The organism is Vibrio penaeicida, from assembly GCF_030689305.1.
GTDB classification, from domain to species: Bacteria; Pseudomonadota; Gammaproteobacteria; order Enterobacterales; family Vibrionaceae; genus Vibrio; species Vibrio penaeicida_B.
On sequence record NZ_JAUYVM010000021.1, the window covers coordinates 15,447 to 36,010 of the forward strand.

Consider the following 20,564-nt stretch of genomic DNA (forward strand, 5'->3'; position numbering starts at 1 on the left):
AGATTACTATGACAATTAAGCGTTACGGCATTGAAGGCGGAACGGGAACGGGTGGGCAGCACTTGCCATTTGCACGAGCAACAGAAGCGGGCGGCTTTTTGTACGTGTCGGGTCAAACGCCGATGACAGATGGAGAAGTGGTGGAAGGTGGGATTGTCGATCAATCTCGTTTGGCGATTCAAAACTGTGTCGACATCATGACTGAAGCCGGATATGGGCTTGAAGACGTGGTTCACGTTAAAGTGGTTTTGACAGACTCTCGCTACTTTCAATCATTCAATAAGGTTTTTAAAGAGTTCTTTGGCGAACACCCGCCAGCACGTATCTGCATGGTGTGTGATTTGGTGGTGGATGTGAAAGTCGAAGTGGATGTGACCTGTTATCGAGAAGATCGCCGCTAAAACAACGAATCTCGTTTAATTGAAAAGAGCGCCGTTTGGCGCTCTTGGTTTATGCACTGCACGGTTTCTGTTAAAAGGACACCGTCATTCAAAGTAAGAAACGCTACAAGCTGGTTTTAACAAGCTCGATCACTTTGGCGATTTCGTCTTCCGTTAGCGATCCTTCTTTTACAAACAGAACCGTTCCTTCTTTGTCGAGCACAGCAATGGCGGAGCTTTCTTCTTTCAGCTCCCATGCGCCTGCCGCCGTTCCCTCTTTATCCAGCACAATGGAAGACCAAGAGAACTCTTTTTTGCTGTCTTCTGCTGACGACTTTACAAAAGATCCTGTCCCCCACATGGCATCATCCTGGTTGATAATGGTGGTGGTTTGGTAGGCATCTTTAGAGAAATCGGCAGCGGTAATCGCTGTCATCAGAGGGGCGTTCATTTTTTTAGAGCTAGAACGTCCAGCGATTGCCTGAATGACACGCACTTTGCCTGTCAATTTGGCTGTGGACCATTCGGCGTATTCGATTTTGTCACCTTGTAGCATCAGTTCACCATGGCTAGCGACATTCACAGTAGGCAAGCCTTTGCCTATCTCTATGGTGTGCGCCATGCCCATCATTGGTGCAGCAGCAAGGATCAGGGTGGAGAGCAATTTCAGTTTCATAATATTATCCGGCTGATTTTATTGATTAGTTATTTGCAAGAACGGCACATTCTGTTGATGTGATGTGTCCGCATTCACAGGTTAGCTTAATTTTGCGTTTTAACGCGAATACTTGGCGCTCAATTTGCCGATTTGGCTCTAATTTTGCAGAGCTGAACACAAAGTCATCACGAAATTCAAAAAGCGTCAAAAAAGGGTGGAGGGAATCATGGAACGGGTCTTTAAACACTATCATCCAAAGCAGATTGCTAAATTCGTCAAGATTCTGTTCAAAGGATCATTTTGTATTGCTGGGATCGGAATGTTTTACTTTGAACAAGGTAAAGTCGTGCTGCCAGACATTAATAATAAGCAGATGCTTGTCGTTATGAAGGAAGTCAATGCAACGATTGACTCCCTTTCGAGTTTTTCAGCCTAATTGGGTATTTAACGCGATTAAGCTGAATGGAGCCGAATTTAGCTTTCAGGGGGGAAACAAACGCCCGTTCCCCCGATACCGCAGTATCCCTGAGGATTTTTTGCTAAGTATTGCTGGTGGTACGTTTCAGCAAAAAAGTAAGTAGGGGCAGGCAACACTTCGGTGGTTATGGCGTTTCTTTGTTCAGCGGACAATGCTTTTTGATATTCCAGTTTCGAATCCAACGCCAACATCATTTGTTCTTCGCTGTACACGTAGATTGCTGAACGATATTGCGTGCCCATGTCGTTCCCTTGTTGCATCCCCTGAGTTGGGTCATGGCTTTCCCAGAAAGTTTTCAGCAATGCGTTGAACGAAATAACTTCAGGGTCAAATACCACTCGCACCACTTCCGTATGCCCAGTTTGTCCTGTGCACACTTCCTCATAAGTTGGGTTTTGCGTAAACCCGCCTGCATACCCAACCGAGGTGGAGACTACGCCATCCAGTTTCCAGAACAGCCGTTCTGCACCCCAAAAGCAACCTAAGCCAAGCAAGACTTCTTGTTGGGTGCCTTTTGGTGCGTCGAAGAGGTTTGATTGATTCACAAAATGCGTTGCTTCTACGTTAAGCGGTGTGCTTCGGCCTGGCAATGCATCGTTGGCTGACACCATTGTGAGTTTGTCTGCCATGTTGATTCCTTTCGTTTCTGAGGTTCTTATCTGCATTTAACAATAGTTACGGTGAAAGAATCAATGACGGATTGGCATCAACTCGTATCTAAAGTTGGTTTTTGTATGAGTAGTTGATAGATTTAATAGTATGTTTTTGTTAATTGTGGATTCTAAATAATAACAGTTATAAGTTTTATTTCCTTTGAATGATTCATTTAAATTATTAGTGAACCGATCTCACCTGTATATATAGAAAGTGACCTTACTGCTCTAAATCATCCAGTATGAAGCTCTTAAGTTTATTTTATCTTTTATCTCAATTCCTTGTTTTATAGTGTTCTCTTACATTATCTCATCATCGAATCACTCGTAAAGATCGTAATAAACACCAATATTTTAATAAGTTGCCCAATTAGGATGTGTGTTCAACGTAACTTGGCTAGATAAAAGGATTTAATTTTGAACACAATATCTAATACGATAAATACAGAAACCAATGAGTTAGAAAAAATAAAAACACTAAATAAAATAATAAAAAAGGAACCAATAGTAGGCCATTCACCTTCTGTACTGAAAATAAGGCAGCAAACACAATTTGCTATTGAAATGAAAATGTCGGTTTTTATTACAGGGGAGGTAGGTACTGAAAAGATTGAACTGGCGGAGTTTATTCATCAGAAAAGCCGTATACCATCCAGTCGTTTTATCCGTATTTCTTCCAATTTCAGTGGGATTGATGCGTATAAATGTCATCTAGAGAAGGCGTTAGAAGAGGCGAAAGATGGCACGTTATATTTAGAAGACATTGACGTGCTCTCAGGAGATATACAGGACTTGTTGATTAGCCAATTTACTATAGGCCTATATCATGATTGGCTAATTAAAAATAACGTGAGATTAATAATATCCTGTCGAGATCCATTAGAAAGACTCAAGAGAAATAATGATTTTATTGGCGTGATATTAGAAAGTAATTTACCGTATGTTGAAATTAATATACCTCCATTAAAAGAAAGAAGTGAGGATGTGCCTGAGTATGTAGCACATATTTTATGCGAGTTTGGTATGGGAGAAGAGATACAAATATCTCCTAGCGCCTTGTCCCTATTCAAGCAATATGATTGGCCTGGAAATATTACTCAGATGCGAAGTTTTCTAATATTAATTGTGTCGTGCTGCGACGGAGTTATTCGTGAGGAAGATGTATTATCTTTAGGTGTTATTTCTAAAAAAGACTGCACATACGATATATTTGAAACCGTATTGGAGCAGCGATTTGAACGACTTGAAAATTTGCATCCAGCACTAAGAAAAGCCCTGATCTTTCTTGGTAAGAATTATACCGAATGCATAAAACTGAGCGATATGGCCAGCGCCGCCTATACCAGCCCTTCTCACCTTTCTTATCTTTTTCGTGAGCACCTAAACCTCTCTTTTAAAGCCATACTGGTTCAAGTCCGTATTCAAAAAGCCAAGCAGCTGTTCGATGCTTCCCCAATGCTTAAAGTCACGGACGTGTGCTTGCAAGCCGGATTTGGTGATTTAAGCCACTTCGAGAAGATGTTTAAGCGTTATGCCGACTGCACACCTCGTCAATACCGAGCGCAAAAAAGGCAGCGCACTCAGTTTGCTTTTTGTGGCTCTCCAGCTTGATATGAAGCCCTTAATTGTCCGTCGTTTTCGCCAAGTTTGACTCACCAGTGATGCGTAATATGAATCACATGAACGGACACAAAGAGCATTTTGATGGAAATCGATATTGAGAAGATGTTGCGCGAGTTTTCTCCCATTACCTCTAGGAATATGCACCTAACGATGGTTGCGGATTCCATGGGGAAAGCGGCTGAAAATACCACTCATGCACAGCAGCAAATTCAAACCATCTTGGTGACAAACACTGCATTGGGATCTGGGCTTATCTATTCCATCGCAGCAAAAGGTTCTTAACCGGTTCTGGGGTGCATTTTTGTGTACCTCTTCATCAACAGGAGCACTAACTATGTCAGTGAACGGAGCCGTTACAGATTCTGTAACGCAAGTAAATACCTCTGTGGTCGGCGAAACGCCTGCTATGGCAGGAGGAAACCTACTAATGGCAACCAGCCAAGCAATGGGGATCTCTGCACACAATAGCACCGGCGCAAATCAACAGGCCCAATTGGTACATCAGACAGCAACAATTCAAGGCGTGAACTCGTTGTTTGCCACAGGCACAGCAGTGATCGGACGAAGTGTTGAGCTGATTTTAGAACCTCAACCAGCAGCTTAATCAATAGCAAACTAGGAGATTATTATGGCTGATACAGTAAACGCACAAGTCACGGATTCGGTAACACAGGTGAACACAAAAGTTGTGGGTGAAACGCCTGCAATGGCAATGGGCAACCTGCTTATGTCTACCAGCCACGCGTTAAGCAATGCTGCTCACAATGCAACAGCAGCGCAGCAGCAAGCACAAATCACAATGCAAGCAGCGACGGTACAAGGCGTCAATTCATTGATGGCTATCGGTTCTTCAGTGATTGGTCGTGGTGCTGAAGGCATTATCGAGAAGGGTTAATTCTAACTCTTTCGCTTTTTCTTACTTAACTTCTAAAAGGATATTCACATGGCAGATGGTACAGCACCAACTACAGTAAATGGTCAGGTTACAGACTCAGTCACTCAGGTAAATACAAAAGTTGTGGGTGAAACACCAGCGATGGCAATGGGCAACTTACTGATGTCTACCAGCCAGGCATTGGGCACAGCCGCTCATAACTCCACAGCAGGTCAACAACAAGCGCAAATCACTATGCAAGCGGCAACGGTGCAGGGTGTTAACTCGCTTATGTCTATCGGTAGCTCGGTTATTGGTCGAAGCGCTGAAGGCATTATCGAGAAAGACGCGTAATGCAGAAGGCACCTTTACTTATAAAGCGGTAAAGGTGCTCTCTAAGGAGGCATCAACATGAAAGATCTTAATTCACCACCCGATCAAGAAAACTCCGCGTTTAATGCGGCAAACCAGTCGGTTGCGCAGTCTTCTGCTATGGCATTAGCGGATGCGACCGACAACTTAAGAAACCTAAATACCTTGAGCACAACCGCCATTGGTACGGCGTTAAGCCAAATGCTGGAAACAGGGGACACCAAGTACTTTCAGATCATCGATCAGGCACAAAGGGTCGTCACCAATGGTGCGGAAAACTTTGGGGTGGTCGGTGAGAAAGTCGCAACGGTATTGCAAGACCAAGCTCAATAATTCGCAGCATTTTTTCTGCCAGGCGGTCTTTTTTTTAGTAAAGCAACTTTCAACCCATTAAACGGCGGCGATAGGTCACAACACACCATTATCCAGAGATCAAAGAGGAGCGAACATGGATAAGCAGGATACGCGCTTTGAAAACGAATTTGAGCATGAAGTCTCAAGTAAAACGATTGATGAATTTAATACGCTTCAGGCTTTTTCTGTTCAGCCAACCAGTCTGCTGGAAACCACTCTAGCAGATACGCTTGGTCTCTCGATGCATAATGCTGTGACCAGTCAGCAGCAGTCTCAAATGACCACCGCAGCCTCTGTCACCAATGCGTGTGCAAGGTTACTTCAAACCCAAGTCAAGCCAGAGCCACTTGTGCAAGTGAATGCACCCATAGAAGAGCCAGCACTCGCGCGCACTAAGGTGCAAAGAATGGGGCACGATGAAGAGCCTTTGACCTCTGTCGCTGAAGAACCAACAGAGGTGGAAGAACCCAAAAAAGGCAAATTTAGCTTACTGGGTTTTTTGAAGAAAGATAAAGGGGATAGCAGCAGTGAGCAGTGAAAACGTGTTGAATTTTGATGTAAAAAAACAGCTCGAACAAATCGAAGCCTTTACTCGAGATCAGCAGCAAGAAGTGCAAGAGATGATCGCCAAATCTCGTGAACAATTTAACGTTTCTGATCCCGAAGAATCCGTCGATAAGATTGAATCTGAAGTGAATGGCATGCTCAGTAATATAGAGGGCTTGCTTGAACAAGAGATAGGAAAAATCAATGAGCAGCTTCAGCAGTTGCTTCCTAATGACTAGCAAATAAGGAAAGAGTATGGCAAAGCCACCAAAAGTGAATGAGCAAATTACGGATTCCGTAACGCAAACCAACACCCAAGTATTGGGCAGTGCTCCCTCGAATGCGATGGGGAACCTGTACACATCCATGGGACTCGCAATGTCTAACCTAAACAACAACGCAACCAATGCTCAGCAGCAAGCCAATATTGGAATGCAAGCCGCAACTGTTCAAGGTGTGAATGCGTTAACAGCGATTGGGACCGCCGCTCTCAGCAGAGCAACAGAAGAAATCGTTGAGAAAGACAGTGAATAAGCCGTAAAGTCGATTCTTAGCACCTGTCATTCTGAACAACATTGTAGACAAAATCCTGATACCCCATTTAGGCCAACCCTCTTAATTGGCCTTTTTTTTAGTGAAAGCGATGATCTTAAGAGGAAAATATGAGTGACGATGGAAAAAAAGATCTTGAACAGGTTTCAGAGATGATCGTTCAACTCGCAGACTCAGCTATGTCCGACACTATGGGCTTGCACATGCAAAATGCGGTCACGACTCAGCAAGGCATGCAAACAGTCGCGAACGCCTCAACGTCTACTGCTTGTGCTCTGATTTTGAAAAAGGGTGGTTAGTTTTTTTGGGTAGGAAAAAGCTATGTGTAGAAGAAAGCTAGGGTAGAGGAACGTAATGGCGGGTGAGAGCACGACTGACAAAGCGAAACAATCCGTTGCCCAATCTACAGCTATTGCTATTCAAGATGCCGCAGATAACCTCCGTAACCTAAATACCATGAGTACCACAGCCATCGGTGTCGCCCTTTCAGAGCTTTTGGCCACCGGTGATCCTAAATATGTCCAAGTCATAGAACAAGCGCAAAAAATCATGGAAAAAGGCACTGCTAATTTTGCTGAGTTGGGCAGTAAAGCTGCCGATGTAGCAAAGAAATTTGATTGAATAGCTGTATGGGGCACATTTATCCGAATGCGTGATTTCGCCTAAAAACCCCCTGTTCTTACTGGGTTTCTAACCCTCAATCCTCATTACAATCCTGGTTTTGTTGCAGATGTTTTAATAAGGACACACAATGCGAATTCTTGAAATACTGATCATAGCCTGGCTAACTTTTATCTCTCTTTATTTATTCAATTCCGCTTTTAAAGCCATGGTGGACGCTTGGCTATTGGTTTCGTAATTTCTAACTCGGTGGAAAGAACGTAATCTAATAGGAAAATCCAAGTTGAATGAGGTCACTCAACTTGGATTGATTATCTGGGTCTCAGACCCACGTAGGGTTTTGAAAGTGAACGTCTACTTTGAGAAAAGCAGAAGCTTGTTATTTGTTCATCAAACCACTACGTCACAGCAGCTATCAGTAAGAATGGTGAATGTGTCATTACCATCAATTACCGTTAAAGCGGAATAGTCATCATCGTTGTAGCCAAGCCAATTGAGATACGCTTCTTGAGTATGACTCAGGTTGGAATGAGAAACAGAATCTACATCCGTTAAAGCAAAGTTTGAACCAGTAACAATCAGACCGTGAGGTTCAAAGCCATTGTTTCTTAGGTGTTCAGACGTTAGATTGAAGTTGGACGTTTGAGACGTGCCCACAATCACTTCAAAGTTTCTGAAATCGACAGAATCATCGGACCCAAACACAAACTTGTCAAAACCCGATCCCCCATCGACGTCTCGAACAATGCCATCTGCTGCGTTTTTCAGTTTGGATATATCGACATAATCATGCCCTGAACCAGCATCGATGGTCACATCAGTTAGGTGCGAATTTTTACTGTCCACCATGGTGATAACATCACTGCCTGCGCCAGTGCTTATATCAAAATCGTTTTCCCAAAGGCTGTTATTGGATTGAACAGAGATATAGATTTTGTCGTGACCGCATCCCGTTTCAATGTCACCACGCTTTGAGTTGTTGATCAGTACTTTTGAGCCGCAGTAATTGTTAAGTGTTACGTTTACGTCAACGAAGTTATCTAAGTAAACCCAGCTAGAGTCGCCCTCTACCTTGACCTCCTTATAATTTCCTTTATCCCATTCTTCCGTTCTGGCGTAAATTTTACCGCCATGGCCCCAGTCGCAATTGACCAGATCAACCCCTTCGTCTAACCCGAAAGACCAACCTGTGCCAATGATTGCTTGTGTAGCATTTTCAACTGTTAAATTTCCGGCTGTTCCAGTGCTATCTAAGTTTGTAGTGCCTACTAACAGTACATCTTTCATAACAATAACCTCCATTTAATTGAAACGACATGTTTCGATTTGGAGTCTATTTGTTAATTTTGCGTTAGGAAATGTGTGAAGGAGACATTCACCTCAATATAGGGCGCAACGTATGACGAATAGGTTACCGTATGTTTTTCTAATTCATTTGATGGGTTTAGTTGCAGTGAAATTAATTTAATAAATCTAATACTATAAAATTAGTTTTATTTAATAAATGAGTTTTAACCTTTTGAGACTTAGCGATTTTCATTGGCTGTTTTATGCTACATGGGTATATATCTTATATCTCATAAGCCCACTGATCCTGATTCATCTTCTCAATCTGATTAGACTCCAATGAATAGAGCTTGGCAGCATTCAATGGGGGGGAATAGACGTGAAGAGTGACTAAGTCTTGCCCGTTGGATTGCAAATTGGAGATTTGATGGATTTGGTTATCACAACTGGAAGTGATTTGATCTCTTTCTAGTTTGGTTGAACCGAGCGCGAAGATGTGCCCGTTTTCTACACGCTTAAAATAGGTTTCTGTGGCCTCTCCTTTCAGCACTTTTACCCCGCAATTAGAACCTTCATGATCGTGTATTCGGCTTCTTTGACCGTTTAGCCACCCAAGAATGAGGACTTCCACATGATCACTTTGATACAAGTAGCGTCGATGGTATTGGTTACGATCAAAAACAGACAGTTCCTCTATCGTTGCTTGATCTACCCGAACATGCTCTAGCAAGAAACGGATCACCGGCAGCGAAAGCGGCTGGGAAGATTGATCTAAATGAGAAACAAGTTCTTTGACACATATAGGCTGTACCGACGACGGGGTGGTGGATAGCAGTTCCGTTAGCACGTTCATATTCGTTGAGTCCGATTCGATAAAGGTAGTTTTATCTTAAAGTCGGCTAAGGAGAATTAGTTTTTAATTTGTTGCTGAATTGTTAATTTTTGCGCAATGTTTTTCTCATAAACAGGCATATCTGAGAAAGGATTACTGAATCTTGATATTTGAGAAAATAATCGCAAATTTAATTCAAAAGCGAGTGTTTAGTGTCGACGCACTGCTTATCGCCTACTGAGATAAATCGAGCCCGTATTTATCCAAAATGTCATCATAAACGCCATTTTCTTTGATCCGCTTAAGCGCGTCATTAAAACGTTTTGTTAATGCTTTTGCGTTGGGGTATTCAGGAGAAACCATTAAATATGAATCCCAATTGGGATTCCCATTTTGATTGATCATTTCTTCAAAGGTTGTGTCGAGAGTGGCAAATAGGTGTTGCTCATTTGGGTAAAGCTTGCGAATCAGATACCAACCCAACAGTTCGTCCATCAATATCAGATCGACCCGCCCGGCGTGCAGCCGCATAATGTTTTGGCTATCCTTTGAAACCAACTCGAGCCGTATGCCTGCTTCCTCCAAAGTAGTAATAGAAGCCTCGCCAGCTAAACTGCCAAATTTGTAAGATTTAAGATCGGAGAGTTGCTTAGGATCTTTCGGTATATCAAATCTGGCTTTTCGGTAGAAGAATCGACCGTTTGGATTAATGAGTACTCGGTCGGAGAAGCTGAAATTCTTGGTACGCGCAGGAGTAATAGAGTAAGGAAACGCAGCAAAAGCATCGCCATTTTTTACCATGTGTTCTGCTCTTTTCCACGGTACAAATTTATAGTCAGGCGTCATACCCATCTCAATGACAACGGCGGTCGTGATCTCAGTGACAATGCCATAACCCTCCAGTTCGGCAGAGGTATAAGGCGGCCATTCACCTGTTGCAAGGGGGAGTCGTTCTCGAGCTTGCGCTAAAGATTGTGATGCACTGATTCCCCAAAGCAATAAGCTCATGATAAGTAAAAGCTTCATCATCGTCCCCAAGTTGCCTTATTTTCTCTTTTGAAAAGTATAGTCGTTAAGCCAAATTAGAGGCGCTCTCTATTGCGGTCAGGTTGATCAGATTTTTACCAAAACAATGTTGATAATGGTTATCATTCGTATATTGTATTTGAGATTTAGAACAAACGAAATCACTGCGGAGACGAAAATGGAACAAACTGATATTACTAAGCTGCTTATTCCTCAAAGTGACTGGGCATCCCCCGAGCTTTTTCTGTACGAAAATGAAGACCAATTACGCCTTGATTTAGCGTCAGCCATTCAATTTAGCGGTATTAACAGCGTCGGTGGGGTTGTTTTAGGCTTTCGACTGGTGCAGTACGCCGTAGAATTAACGGCTGGAAACATGCCCTTACAGCGAGATGGTATCAGTATTTATACGTCTTTCCCTGGTAGGGGGACGCAAGATGCGTTTGAATATACTTGCCGCGCACTTCGCGATAAGCGTTACTGTTGCGATACCACACTGCATCACCCTGGCGCGCAATCCGGTCAAAGAGGGCAGTTTTTGTTTACCATGCGTGTGAATGAGCAATCTATGGTGATGACTCCGGCTGATGGTATGCCTCAACACAGTTATTTTGAAGCAGACAGACTTTCAAAAGACAGCCACGAAGCCGCAATGAAATGGCGAGATGAAAAAATCAATTTTGCCAATACGCTATTAAGCTTACCGCCTGAAAAATGCTTGCGAGTACTGTAGGTTTGATGACTCTTTAGCTAATCGCTCAGGTTGGATTGGCTCAAAACAGAGCAGCGGTACGATGGCATGCGCCCTAGCACCGCTGTGATGTTCTAAAGGAGGCTACTCGATACAAAATACGAGCAGCCTGCCAGTTCCATAGCGGCTATTTCTTACTGTGCAGCTTGTCAGCCAAGTCTTGCGCGAGCGCCACCATGGTTAACGTTGGGTTCCATGATCCGCCTTGTGGCCATAACGCGCCACCAGTGATATAAACGTTGGCTGTGCCCTTGAGTTTATAATTTAAATCAACAGGTGCGGATTCTTCTTCACCAATGTGAAGTGTGGAGCTTTCATGAACGGGGGCATCGACACGGATATCTTTGGCTGCTGGTCGCGAGCCTACCCATTCCCCATGATCTTGCCCATTCTCAAAGCGTGGGTGCCAATATTCCACCACGCCGGAACCATTCGGTGAAAGCACGGTTTCCAAAATATCAAAAGTGGACAGATCCATCTTATCCCACGTTTCAATATCAAGTTCGTTAGTGGTAATTTGCAGTAACGAATTAGTCGTCACATTATCGTCTGCTGCGTTTTGTTTAAACCAGTTATTGAAGTTCTTATAGTCGAGTTCACCTAATACCGCGCATACAAAAACAACGTGGTCAGGTGAGGATTGCAACTGCTCCATTGAAGCCGTTGCAACCACATCCGGCATGTACCTTAATGCGAGTTCTGCGTTTTTCTCGGGGTCGGAATCCCACAAGGAAGAAAGCTGTATGTGGAACTGCTGATCAAAGCTATCGTTGGCAACGCCCGCAACGTAGTTTGCCCCTAATTCTAACTGACCAAATCGCCCATCGGGATCTAAATCGGATTTAGGCACACGAGCCACAATCGAACTAATGAAGTGAGCGGAAAAACGCGATCCTAAATTCGGAATCGTTGGGAATGAATTACGAACCAATGTAGTCGGTGGCAAAGTCCCCATTGCCAATACGAGTTCAGCATTGCCCAGTGGCAATACACCACGAGAGGTTTGCAGTGCGGTGGCTTTTCTTTCTCCATTCAGCTCTTGCTGGTGGATCTCTTCGACAGTACATGCGCTGACAATATCAAGCTGTGGTCCAACGCGTTCGCCATTTTCGTCGACTTTATTGAATTTTTCTGCCAGTTCGAGCAATTCACCTGGCGTTGCGAATTTTTGGAAATCAATGCCATTTTCCTGCATAGAGGCTGAAGCCAGTGGAGCAGGGTCGGTACGATAAATGCCATTCACGCCTGTACCGAGCTCTTGCAATAATCCTTGTACTTGTCTTTGTAGAGCACCATAAACAGGGCGAGTTCCAGAAACAAAATTCGCGATTTCTTGATTCGGGAAGTTATCGATCTCGTCTGCATTTTGCACCCTAAGTAGAGTTTTAGCTGCTTCGAAATTCTTTCTTGCGGCTTCAATGGTATGTGTTGGCCAACCGGCAAACTCTTCACTATTCGGTATTGGGCACCACGCGCTCCAAAGCGTTGAACGCCCGCCAAAGAAAGGCACCATGCCGTGTTGCCACTTAATAAGGGATTCCGGCTGCTGATTTTCAATCGACATTGTCCACGGGAAGGTTTCCGATAACCCACCTAATGTATCTTTAAAGGGGAGAGGTAGGTTTTGGAAGTGCTCAGGCAAAAAGAACGTTCCTCGTTCAATCAATAAAATACGAGCATTGGAATTTTCTTTTTCTAGAATTCGTTCTGCAAATGCCAAGGCGCAAAAGCCAGTACCGACCACGATGTAATCGTAATCATTTTCTTCGCGTGCTTTTTTCCATTCGCCATTGGATAGGAAAAACACATGGTCCATGACTTTTTGAGCCGTTGGGCTTTGTGGCCCTGGAGTCGGGTAGCCGTACTGCAGTTTGTTACTTGATGCCGCTGTTCCCATTATTCATTCCTTTTTATATTTGAGGTGGCTTGTTACGTAGCAATTAGCAATTAACACTGAATGCCAAGCGCTTAATGATGTCTGTTTGTTCTGGATAATCTGAGATAAGTTGCTGAATATCGGATTCGGTAGGAGTGATTGAATCTTCCGGATCCCACCCTGGCGCTAAACTGCATGCGCACAGAGCAAAGCTGGAATTGTCTTGGAGTTCAGCCCCGAACCAAGTGTTATGAGGGGCTGAGCACAGTAAAACCTGATCCAGCTCCAACTTGTCTCCTACGGTAATTTCTTTGAACTCACCATGAGATAAAAACAGATAGAGCTTGAGCGCCGACCCTTGTAAAAAGAACCACTGCTCATCTTGATTTAATTGATGTAAAGCCAAACGAGAAGAGGGAGTAGGAGACGCTAAGTCACGCGCAAGCATGTAATAATTGTTTGAATAAAATCGTCTGTCTGAATGGAATCTATCCGGTAGTGCTTGCTGAGGAATAACCTCGTCGGAGGCTTCACCTTCACCAAAAAATCCACCTAGCTCAATGGCTTCTAGCTTTAGGTGGTCAAGCCAGTATTCTGCGCCTTTCATCACGCCTCCTCAGGTGGGTTGACCAGTGAAAAGCACACGGTGATGCCTTTGATCAGGTCTGGGTTTTTGGTGTCTCGCCAAAGCCCTTTCTGAGTTACGATGGGTTCGTCTTTGTGGCCGCCAGAACCATCAGGAACGGGGATGGTTTCATGTAAGTTGAGGATAGGTTTTCCGGATGCAATAACCAGTTTGTCGTGGGCAACATGAGCAGCAAATTGGTCTTTTTGTCCAATTAAGTCACTTTTGGGGACGCCAATTAAATCGGAAAAGTTTTGGTTGACCCAAATAAAAACAGAATCTGTATTCTTGATAACATAATAAATACCATCTTGCGTATCTAAAACGTCCATTAAAATGTCTGAATTAAATTCCTCTGGGCTAATAGGGGGCTCTATAACATTTTTAAGCATATTTTGATCCTTATTATTGGTGCAAAATTACTTATTTAGAGTAGAGCGGTTTTTATTTGTGTGTAAAAGGTTATTAAATTGAGATGTGATGGCTGGATAATTTACTGTGTTTATTGAACTCGCAATAAAAAACAAATCGAAATATTTTGCTTTATGGTTCCTTTACTTGTTGATTATTAAGGGTTATTTTCGTTTTTATGCTTTGAGTTATAAGTAGGAGGAGGGGTTTATGTTATACAGGTGTATTAAATTGTTTTTTTATTTTCTTTAAATTTTAATAACTTAAATATATTAAAGTTAATTATAAATAAAAAAGTCAGAAATAATCTAATCTGGACTTTTATTAAAACCAAATAAAACTATACGGGTTAAATACTATTGTGGGCTATAAGGAGTATTGGTTTTTTATTACATTCCACTCTTAGCTTCCGTTAGCCAAGGTAAAAAACGTTGAATGTTATCGGTCAGTACTTCACTCGCATTCTTCTGATACCCATATACTCGAATACCAAAAATCACCATCATGAGTTGATGCGCGTAATTTTGTGCCTCCGACGTTGAAAATGTGCTTTCTAGATGGTGGCAGTACGTCTGCTCTATCACTTGCAGTTTGTCTGTGGCTAAGAACTGTAAATCATCATCCAAAGCGGACAACTCTAGTTGCGATTTAACCAAAAAACAGCCGCAGTAGGGGGATTCTTCCGTTTGCTCAATAAGCTCTATGAGAATGTGTTGTATTCCTTTGATGGCACTCCCCGTTTTTTGGACAGCGGTATGAATTTCTTCAACAGAATGATTGGCATAGCTTTCTAACGCCATGCGAAACACTCCTTCCTTACTGCCAAACTCGTTGTACAAACTACCGGGTTTAAGACCTGTTTTTTTCGAGATATGTTGAATGCTCGTCGCAGAGTACCCTTGGCTCCAGAACAAGTCTGTTGCCTGTGAAATGACCTCTTCGATTGAATACTTCTTTTTTGCCATACGATCTTAATCTCCTACTGCTGAGGACATAATAGCAGTTTTGAACGATCACTCAAAAAGTATTTGACAGGCAAACTTTGGATATATATTTTGAATGAGCGTTCAAAATGTTTTGAAAAGGATAATTCATGAAAAAATCACTTTTAACTTCGCTTAGCACTCTCGCCATAATGGTTTCATTCAACGCCTCATCGAGCGACCTGAATGTTGTTCATCAACTGGATCATAAAGCGCCTCCGGGGAATATTGCCGCTTCTTCGTCTGGTCGAATATTTATGAGCAATCATCACTTCTACGGTGCGAAAAACAAGATTGTCGAAATCACCGCTGAAGGTAAAGCCGTCGCTTACCCAAATGAAGCATTTAGCCAAAGTCTTAACCCTGTTTTGGGAGTGATTTTGGATAAGAAAAACGTGCTATGGATGCTAGAAACGGCAGATTCTGACACGCGTGTCGGGCGTCTTGTTGGTTGGGATACAGAAAAAAACGCACTGCACAAAGTGGTTTACATCGCAGCGCCTACGATTCCACAAGACTCCTTTCTAAACGATCTGGCCGTCGATAGAGACAATGAAGTGGTTTACATCACCGATACTGCTGCTGGGCGTAATTCCGCATTAATCGTGATTGATTTGAAGACCGGTGTGACTCGACGCGTGCTAGACGGTTCTCCTTTTACGCAGCCAGAAGACATTGATATGGTGATTGACGATAAAGTCGTCACGCTTGGTGGGTCGCCAGCACGCATTGGCGCGAACCCCATTACGCTGGATACAAAAAATGAATGGCTCTATTTTGGCGCAATGAGCGGTACTAAACTGTATCGAGTTAATACGTCTGATTTGCGTAATTCAACACTGTCGGCGAAGCAATTAGAACAGCGGGTAGAAACATACGCCAACAAGCCGATCAGCGACGGTATCGCCATTGATCAGGACGACAATGTCTACATCACGGATATCACCAACGATGCGGTTGGGTATATTGGTCAAGATCGTCAGTATCGAGTGTTACATTCCGATTCTGAATTACTGAGCTGGAGCGATGGCTTTGCAACAAAAGCCAATGGGAAGATTCTGGCTACGGTCAATAAGCTTCACAAATCACCGGTGCTAAATCAGAACAAAGATGAAAGTGGCGATCGCTATTACATCGTTGAATTTGATGCCCTAGGGCAGACACAAGTGGGTCGATAAGGGTTTACGTAGGGGAGTATTTTCTCAACCAGACCGAATATTGTTTAGGCAAAGTATCGGATGGTTATGCGGCTCTGCTTGAAAAAACAGGGCACGCGCCTTAAAAATAGTATTATTTCTAAAGTGTGTGCCCAAAGAGAAATTATGTGAAGAAGACTACTTAGTCTTCAAATATATGGTCAACTTCTATCACATTCATGTATTCCTGAAATTCAGCGAAACTGACACTTTTTTTACCAGCCCACATCTTTTGAGATAATGTCTGTATCGCTGGTTTGACGCGATCTTGGATATCATCAATAGTGTAATGCGTTCCTGCTGCAAAGGCATCATTCCATACCGCAAACATACCGCCCTTAACTTGCGGGTGATCAATATCAAATTGAACACTAGAAAATGTATTGGGTGTCCAATTCTCATACAACCACTGAGAGTTTAGATAATCGTGGTAATAGCCAGCAAAAGGAACAATATACAGAAGTGAATCCTGCGTATTGATAATGTCATAGCCATCACTTACTGCCTGAGCTGGATCGTAGTAGCCTCCGAACCAAATATTAACCAAAAGATCACGATCTAAACCAGCTGCTCCACCAATTGTATCTTGGCTCCCCCACATTCTTACTGGGTTCTTACCAAGCCCTTTTAGATAGCCATTGAAATGGTTAATGAACGCTTTCATTTCAGCAGGTGATCCGTTGTTGTACTCATCTGTACCGATATGAACATCTTCAATGAATGGCGCGTATTCAGTCCATAACTCTTCCAGGAAAGTGGTTACATCGGGGTTCCCGAGATCAAGGTGATCTTCTTTCAAGTTAGGGTGACGCAAGTCAGGTCTATATTGCGTAAAGGCGAGAGAGTGTGCAGGTGCATCTATTTCGGTGATGATAGTAACACCGTAAGTTTTTGCTAGTTCAATGAGCTCTATGTATTCCTGCTTAGTGTAGTGTTGTTCCGACGTAACACCTGGGTGAGTGTTACTTTCTAAGCGGAAACCAGCTTGAGCCTCCTGCCATTTACTAGAATCAAATCCAATCACATTGTCATTGATATGGATCTGAAGATCATTCATCTTAAAATATGACATTTGTTTGACCATATCGCGTAAGAATTCCATTGGCATGAACATTCTTCCTACATCAAGAAGTAGCCCTCTATTCTCCCATTTTGGATGGTCAGTAATGAACCCTTTCGCTATTGAGTCGTTTGCTAAATCGACTTGCAACATTTGTAAGATGGAACGAGTACCAAAGAAAGTACCGTCAGCATGATTGGCGGAAATAGTGACAGAGTTACCGATGTCAATGGTGTAGCCTTCTTCACCGAGTTCGCTATTGTTAGCCCCAAGTGTGAGAAAGATATCACCTTCAGATGGGGTAGTATTTGTGATAATCGGTAAGTGTTTAGCCGCCAAATCAAAAATATCGGATTGGAATACTTCGGCTTTATTCTGCAATTGATTGGCGTAACTAGGATGTAAAACAATTCTGGAATTGGCACTTAGGATGAATTCTCCTTGGGCTCCTTCCCATTCAGAAACAGATGGAATGATTTGTGGCGCCTCATTTTTCAGACCGTAGAATTTGTGAATCTCTGAACTTGACATTGCTCTATCGAATATTTGAAGTTCATCTAATTCACCATGAATCGCATCCGAGCCATCTGCGCGCATACCTATGATATCTAGGGGAAGATTGATGACATTCGAGATGGAACCTTGATCTTCGCCATCTGCATATAAGGTAATACTCTCATCAGTCTTAACAAAAGTTAGATGGGTCCAAGTATCCAAAGGCAAAGTAAAATCAAAAGAATAATCGGCAGCACCAAACTTCGTAAAACCAACATTTGAATTTTCAGAACCGTATTGTTCAAGCTTTAGAGCACCATGTTGGGAAGAAAGTACAGTAGAAGTTGATCGCTGGCTGGATTTATTCACCCAGAAGGACATAGTCCAGTCACCGGTTAGGTCTTCTGCACCAAGGACGACGTGATCGTCAGTGCCATCAAAACTTAATCCTCCATTTTGTTTTCCTTCACTCCATACTGCACCATTAATTGTTCCTTGAAGCTCGTTTTTAGCGTCATTAACTAAATTTCCCGCACCTTCATTGAAATCCAATCTAGAATACAAACCTTTGGGACCAAAAAATTTAGCAACATCACTTGCTGGAATCGCGGTATCAAACACATGAACTTCGTCCAAAACAGCATGAAGTTGATCATTACCGTTTAGCCTTGCACCAATTCGTTGTCGAGGTAACGGGATTGAAACGGGTAAGTGATCGACAAGGTAGCCTCCAGAATAGAGCGATAAGCCGTTACTATCATTAACGAAAGTTAAATGCGTCCAGCTATTTAATGGGACGGTATATTCAAATGAATAATCTGCAACACCTAACTTTGTGATACCCAAGGCATGATTACTGCTTCCCCATTGCTCTAGCTTAATAGCGTAATCTTGGGAGGATAGAATCACCGAGCTTGGAGTGTCAGCGGTACGTTTGACCCACATCGCCAGTGACCAATCACCACTCAATTCACTGTTGTTGAGATCGATTGGACCTTTGGTATCACTGAATGCTAAGGCACTCTTGCTAAGGCCTTTTTCCCATTGAAAGCTAGATACTGGGATGTCAATACTATTAGACGCGTCCACCGAGCTATTTCCAGTGCCTTCATCAAAACTGAGATGATTTGTGAATGCGCGGCTTCCATATACGGCTTGAACTTCCAATGGCTGAAGGGCTTTTGAGTGTATAAGAAGAGAGTCAATTTCGGCCTTTAGAAAATCTTCCCCATTTAATTTTGCACCTATTCGATCTAGAGGTAATGGTATTGAAATATCTAGGGATGAGTTGAACTCTCCATTTACATATAAATCCAAACCAATAGAGGAGTTTACAAATGTGAGATGTGCCCACTCACCAATTGGGGCAGTATATTCAAATGTATAATCTCTATTTCCGATTTCAGTAACACCTATTCGGTGGTTATTGCTTCCCCACTGTTCTAACTTGACCATATGATTTTGTGAAGAAAATAACGCAGATGAAGGAGTGTCTGCACCACGTTTTACCCACAGTGAAGCCGTCCACTCGCCACCCATATTTGAGTGCTCGATATCAACGTAATCATCGATGCCATCAAAGACAAGACCTCCATCTGTATATCCATTGCTCCAATTAGGACCTTGGAGCATAGCAGTAGCGTTACTTATACTGTCTTGGGAGGTAGAACCTGAACCTTCATTGAAATCCCATTGATTGGATAAAGTATTTGGTTGAATAGTGGAGGTATTTCCGGATATAGGAAGCAACGCTAAAACTATTAACGTTCCTAATTTACCGAACTTCTCGGCGGTTGCGAAATGAAACATAAACTAACTCCTTGTTTTTATATTGTGTGTTTCATTAATTATCAAAATTGATACATTTAAGTTGAACGTTAAATTTTATTAATATCTTTAAGTTCTAGTATTTAATTAAATACTTACATGTGATTAGTCGAATAACTTCGAGTGTTTGAAGTCTGATTCTCATGTTCTATATGTTTAAAAAATATATTTTATCAATTTGATGTTAGTGTTTTATATCTTTGGTTTTATATGGTTTGGTGTGTTTCTCTTTATAGGTTGTATGTATATAGGCATTTACTTAATTAGATTTCTCTGTTGTTCTTTTAAAGATTAAAACCTGAAGTGTGAATGAAGCTTTAATCAATATTTCGCTTTGTAAATAAAGTCTATAGCAGTAAATTCTGCATTATTGGGAGTGAGATCACACTTTCTAACTTAATTTTTGCCTCTAAAAAACAAGTGATTATTTAGATTCATAGCCTGTCATATTACCGGGGTGTTGTTTATGTCACTTGTTTTTTTGTTTTTAATGGTTTTATATTTGGTTTTCATCTTAAGTAAATTGAATTTAGTTATTCTGATATTTACTTGTATTTGTAATATATCTTTAAGCTTGATCTTATTGCACTGAAGTTTGAAATAACTTAACTCACTAAATAAAATGCTTTGGTGTTGATTTTTTGGGAAAGGACGAGTATTAAATATATTAAAAAAGTTTCATACTTTATTCGTACGTATATCCATATCACTTAAAGTGTCTTAGTAAGATAAGAAATCATTTCAAGAATTATTTATCACATTAGATTTACAAAAACGCATGTTTTTCTTCTTACATGTATTCTGTTATTAGATATGTACATTTACCAAAGTAAATTGTGTGATAACTGAGTGCATTATGGATACATCAGGTTTCCTTGTTTCGGTACAGCACTCAATCCACTAGTAAGATCAAGGCAAGCGAACTTCTCCTACCCAATCCCTGCGCCGCAATGGCCAAAACGAATCATATGCCCCCAACTTTAGCGCCAGTTTTCATCAAATGTTTAATTTCAATTTTTGAAGCTAAAAGTGGAAGCTGTAACATCCCCCCCTCTTCCTTACGCCCAATATTTTATGAAATCCA

Annotated in this window: 25 protein-coding genes; 15 read left to right on the forward strand and 10 right to left on the reverse strand. The window is 42.1% G+C overall.

Annotated elements, in window-relative coordinates:
* Window positions 1-8: 8 nt before the first annotated feature.
* Window positions 9-401 carry a RidA family protein gene (locus Q8W40_RS23890; protein WP_126609614.1) on the forward strand — a complete coding sequence of 131 codons (393 nt, stop codon included), beginning with the start codon at window positions 9-11 and terminating at the stop codon, window positions 399-401.
* A 103-nt stretch (window positions 402-504) separates the two neighbouring features.
* Here Q8W40_RS23890 and Q8W40_RS23895 read toward each other — a convergent pair whose 3' ends face one another.
* On the reverse strand, window positions 505-1,056 hold the full coding sequence (locus Q8W40_RS23895; protein WP_305400829.1) for a YtfJ family protein: 552 nt from the start codon (window positions 1,054-1,056) through the stop codon (window positions 505-507).
* Between the two features lie 208 nt (window positions 1,057-1,264).
* Here Q8W40_RS23895 and Q8W40_RS23900 point away from each other — a divergent pair, with 208 nt between their 5' ends.
* On the forward strand, window positions 1,265-1,474 hold the full coding sequence (locus Q8W40_RS23900) for a DUF1107 domain-containing protein (RefSeq protein WP_305400831.1): 210 nt from the start codon (window positions 1,265-1,267) through the stop codon (window positions 1,472-1,474).
* Window positions 1,475-1,512: 38 nt separating this feature from the next.
* Here Q8W40_RS23900 and msrA read toward each other — a convergent pair whose 3' ends face one another.
* A complete protein-coding gene (gene msrA, locus Q8W40_RS23905; protein ID WP_305400833.1) occupies window positions 1,513-2,145 on the reverse strand; it encodes a peptide-methionine (S)-S-oxide reductase MsrA in 633 nt (210 codons plus the stop codon).
* Window positions 2,146-2,586: 441 nt separating this feature from the next.
* Between msrA and Q8W40_RS23910 the strand changes: the two genes are divergently transcribed.
* From Q8W40_RS23910 to Q8W40_RS23960, 11 genes are all read left to right on the forward strand, one after another.
* A complete protein-coding gene (locus Q8W40_RS23910) occupies window positions 2,587-3,780 on the forward strand; it encodes an AraC family transcriptional regulator (RefSeq protein WP_305400835.1) in 1,194 nt (397 codons plus the stop codon).
* A 93-nt stretch (window positions 3,781-3,873) separates the two neighbouring features.
* On the forward strand, window positions 3,874-4,074 hold the full coding sequence (locus tag Q8W40_RS23915; RefSeq protein WP_101111123.1) for a RebB family R body protein: 201 nt from the start codon (window positions 3,874-3,876) through the stop codon (window positions 4,072-4,074).
* Between the two features lie 52 nt (window positions 4,075-4,126).
* The gene (locus Q8W40_RS23920) at window positions 4,127-4,396 is read left to right on the forward strand and encodes a RebB family R body protein (RefSeq protein ID WP_101111122.1); all 270 of its coding nucleotides are present in this window, start codon (window positions 4,127-4,129) and stop codon (window positions 4,394-4,396) included.
* A 24-nt stretch (window positions 4,397-4,420) separates the two neighbouring features.
* Window positions 4,421-4,687 (forward strand): RebB family R body protein, encoded by a 267-nt coding sequence (locus tag Q8W40_RS23925; protein WP_004398402.1) that lies wholly within the window; start codon window positions 4,421-4,423, stop codon window positions 4,685-4,687.
* Between the two features lie 48 nt (window positions 4,688-4,735).
* A complete protein-coding gene (locus Q8W40_RS23930) occupies window positions 4,736-5,020 on the forward strand; it encodes a RebB family R body protein (RefSeq protein WP_101111121.1) in 285 nt (94 codons plus the stop codon).
* Window positions 5,021-5,077: 57 nt separating this feature from the next.
* The gene (locus Q8W40_RS23935; protein ID WP_101111120.1) at window positions 5,078-5,371 is read left to right on the forward strand and encodes a hypothetical protein; all 294 of its coding nucleotides are present in this window, start codon (window positions 5,078-5,080) and stop codon (window positions 5,369-5,371) included.
* Window positions 5,372-5,486: 115 nt separating this feature from the next.
* Complete coding sequence (locus Q8W40_RS23940) at window positions 5,487-5,930, forward strand: RebB family R body protein (protein WP_305400839.1); 444 nt, start codon at window positions 5,487-5,489, stop codon at window positions 5,928-5,930.
* Window positions 5,920-6,177: a hypothetical protein gene (locus tag Q8W40_RS23945; RefSeq protein ID WP_305400841.1), complete on the forward strand. Its 258-nt coding sequence runs from the start codon at window positions 5,920-5,922 to the stop codon at window positions 6,175-6,177. The genes Q8W40_RS23940 and Q8W40_RS23945 overlap by 11 nt, the downstream gene beginning before the upstream one ends.
* 16 nt (window positions 6,178-6,193) lie before the next feature.
* Window positions 6,194-6,472: a RebB family R body protein gene (locus Q8W40_RS23950; protein WP_126607925.1), complete on the forward strand. Its 279-nt coding sequence runs from the start codon at window positions 6,194-6,196 to the stop codon at window positions 6,470-6,472.
* 128 nt (window positions 6,473-6,600) lie between these two features.
* Entirely contained in the window at window positions 6,601-6,789 is a 189-nt protein-coding gene (locus Q8W40_RS23955; RefSeq protein ID WP_101111116.1) for a RebB family R body protein, read from the forward strand.
* A gap of 55 nt (window positions 6,790-6,844) precedes the next feature.
* Entirely contained in the window at window positions 6,845-7,111 is a 267-nt protein-coding gene (locus Q8W40_RS23960; protein ID WP_101111115.1) for a hypothetical protein, read from the forward strand.
* A 390-nt stretch (window positions 7,112-7,501) separates the two neighbouring features.
* Here Q8W40_RS23960 and Q8W40_RS23965 read toward each other — a convergent pair whose 3' ends face one another.
* From Q8W40_RS23965 to Q8W40_RS23975, 3 genes are all read right to left on the reverse strand, one after another.
* Window positions 7,502-8,398, reverse strand: a complete 897-nt coding sequence (locus tag Q8W40_RS23965) for a hypothetical protein (protein ID WP_305400844.1) — start codon at window positions 8,396-8,398, stop codon at window positions 7,502-7,504.
* A gap of 283 nt (window positions 8,399-8,681) precedes the next feature.
* The gene (locus tag Q8W40_RS23970; RefSeq protein WP_305400845.1) at window positions 8,682-9,251 is read right to left on the reverse strand and encodes a cysteine dioxygenase; all 570 of its coding nucleotides are present in this window, start codon (window positions 9,249-9,251) and stop codon (window positions 8,682-8,684) included.
* A 213-nt stretch (window positions 9,252-9,464) separates the two neighbouring features.
* Window positions 9,465-10,259 carry a substrate-binding periplasmic protein gene (locus tag Q8W40_RS23975; protein WP_305400847.1) on the reverse strand — a complete coding sequence of 265 codons (795 nt, stop codon included), beginning with the start codon at window positions 10,257-10,259 and terminating at the stop codon, window positions 9,465-9,467.
* 175 nt (window positions 10,260-10,434) lie between these two features.
* On the opposite strand from Q8W40_RS23975, the gene Q8W40_RS23980 reads away from it, so the two are divergent.
* Entirely contained in the window at window positions 10,435-10,989 is a 555-nt protein-coding gene (locus tag Q8W40_RS23980) for a hypothetical protein (protein ID WP_305400849.1), read from the forward strand.
* Window positions 10,990-11,134: 145 nt separating this feature from the next.
* On the opposite strand, the gene Q8W40_RS23985 is transcribed toward Q8W40_RS23980, so the two are convergent.
* From Q8W40_RS23985 to Q8W40_RS24000, 4 genes are all read right to left on the reverse strand, one after another.
* Window positions 11,135-12,904, reverse strand: coding sequence for a GMC oxidoreductase (locus tag Q8W40_RS23985; protein ID WP_305400851.1), 1,770 nt, complete (start codon window positions 12,902-12,904; stop codon window positions 11,135-11,137).
* Between the two features lie 43 nt (window positions 12,905-12,947).
* Entirely contained in the window at window positions 12,948-13,490 is a 543-nt protein-coding gene (locus Q8W40_RS23990) for a cupin domain-containing protein (RefSeq protein ID WP_305400852.1), read from the reverse strand.
* On the reverse strand, window positions 13,490-13,900 hold the full coding sequence (locus Q8W40_RS23995) for a PAS domain-containing protein (RefSeq protein ID WP_104399869.1): 411 nt from the start codon (window positions 13,898-13,900) through the stop codon (window positions 13,490-13,492). Before Q8W40_RS23995 ends, Q8W40_RS23990 begins: the two co-directional genes overlap by 1 nt.
* Window positions 13,901-14,308: 408 nt before the next feature.
* Window positions 14,309-14,884, reverse strand: a complete 576-nt coding sequence (locus tag Q8W40_RS24000) for a TetR/AcrR family transcriptional regulator (RefSeq protein WP_305400855.1) — start codon at window positions 14,882-14,884, stop codon at window positions 14,309-14,311.
* A gap of 128 nt (window positions 14,885-15,012) precedes the next feature.
* Between Q8W40_RS24000 and Q8W40_RS24005 the strand changes: the two genes are divergently transcribed.
* The gene (locus tag Q8W40_RS24005) at window positions 15,013-16,080 is read left to right on the forward strand and encodes an L-dopachrome tautomerase-related protein (protein ID WP_305400857.1); all 1,068 of its coding nucleotides are present in this window, start codon (window positions 15,013-15,015) and stop codon (window positions 16,078-16,080) included.
* Window positions 16,081-16,240: 160 nt separating this feature from the next.
* Here Q8W40_RS24005 and Q8W40_RS24010 read toward each other — a convergent pair whose 3' ends face one another.
* Entirely contained in the window at window positions 16,241-19,462 is a 3,222-nt protein-coding gene (locus tag Q8W40_RS24010; protein ID WP_305400859.1) for a LamG-like jellyroll fold domain-containing protein, read from the reverse strand.
* Window positions 19,463-20,564: the final 1,102 nt, after the last annotated feature.

Bases quoted from the DNA above. Each gene is read 5' to 3' on its own strand.
- Q8W40_RS23985 (WP_305400851.1), bottom strand. From the start codon at position 12,904: ATGGGAACAGCGGCATCAAGTAACAAACTGCAGTACGGCTACCCGACT.
- Q8W40_RS24005 (WP_305400857.1), top strand. From the start codon at position 15,013: ATGAAAAAATCACTTTTAACTTCGCTTAGCACTCTCGCCATAATGGTT.
- Q8W40_RS23975 (WP_305400847.1), bottom strand. From the start codon at position 10,259: ATGATGAAGCTTTTACTTATCATGAGCTTATTGCTTTGGGGAATCAGT.
- Q8W40_RS23900 (WP_305400831.1), top strand. From the start codon at position 1,265: ATGGAACGGGTCTTTAAACACTATCATCCAAAGCAGATTGCTAAATTC.
- Q8W40_RS23925 (WP_004398402.1), top strand. From the start codon at position 4,421: ATGGCTGATACAGTAAACGCACAAGTCACGGATTCGGTAACACAGGTG.
- Q8W40_RS23960 (WP_101111115.1), top strand. From the start codon at position 6,845: ATGGCGGGTGAGAGCACGACTGACAAAGCGAAACAATCCGTTGCCCAA.
- Q8W40_RS24010 (WP_305400859.1), bottom strand. From the start codon at position 19,462: ATGTTTCATTTCGCAACCGCCGAGAAGTTCGGTAAATTAGGAACGTTA.
- Q8W40_RS23895 (WP_305400829.1), bottom strand. From the start codon at position 1,056: ATGAAACTGAAATTGCTCTCCACCCTGATCCTTGCTGCTGCACCAATG.
- Q8W40_RS23890 (WP_126609614.1), top strand. From the start codon at position 9: ATGACAATTAAGCGTTACGGCATTGAAGGCGGAACGGGAACGGGTGGG.
- Q8W40_RS23970 (WP_305400845.1), bottom strand. From the start codon at position 9,251: ATGAACGTGCTAACGGAACTGCTATCCACCACCCCGTCGTCGGTACAG.
- Q8W40_RS23965 (WP_305400844.1), bottom strand. From the start codon at position 8,398: ATGAAAGATGTACTGTTAGTAGGCACTACAAACTTAGATAGCACTGGA.
- Q8W40_RS23955 (WP_101111116.1), top strand. From the start codon at position 6,601: ATGAGTGACGATGGAAAAAAAGATCTTGAACAGGTTTCAGAGATGATC.
- Q8W40_RS23940 (WP_305400839.1), top strand. From the start codon at position 5,487: ATGGATAAGCAGGATACGCGCTTTGAAAACGAATTTGAGCATGAAGTC.
- Q8W40_RS23950 (WP_126607925.1), top strand. From the start codon at position 6,194: ATGGCAAAGCCACCAAAAGTGAATGAGCAAATTACGGATTCCGTAACG.
- Q8W40_RS23995 (WP_104399869.1), bottom strand. From the start codon at position 13,900: ATGCTTAAAAATGTTATAGAGCCCCCTATTAGCCCAGAGGAATTTAAT.
- Q8W40_RS24000 (WP_305400855.1), bottom strand. From the start codon at position 14,884: ATGGCAAAAAAGAAGTATTCAATCGAAGAGGTCATTTCACAGGCAACA.
- Q8W40_RS23935 (WP_101111120.1), top strand. From the start codon at position 5,078: ATGAAAGATCTTAATTCACCACCCGATCAAGAAAACTCCGCGTTTAAT.
- Q8W40_RS23930 (WP_101111121.1), top strand. From the start codon at position 4,736: ATGGCAGATGGTACAGCACCAACTACAGTAAATGGTCAGGTTACAGAC.
- msrA (WP_305400833.1), bottom strand. From the start codon at position 2,145: ATGGCAGACAAACTCACAATGGTGTCAGCCAACGATGCATTGCCAGGC.
- Q8W40_RS23980 (WP_305400849.1), top strand. From the start codon at position 10,435: ATGGAACAAACTGATATTACTAAGCTGCTTATTCCTCAAAGTGACTGG.
- Q8W40_RS23990 (WP_305400852.1), bottom strand. From the start codon at position 13,490: ATGAAAGGCGCAGAATACTGGCTTGACCACCTAAAGCTAGAAGCCATT.
- Q8W40_RS23915 (WP_101111123.1), top strand. From the start codon at position 3,874: ATGGAAATCGATATTGAGAAGATGTTGCGCGAGTTTTCTCCCATTACC.
- Q8W40_RS23920 (WP_101111122.1), top strand. From the start codon at position 4,127: ATGTCAGTGAACGGAGCCGTTACAGATTCTGTAACGCAAGTAAATACC.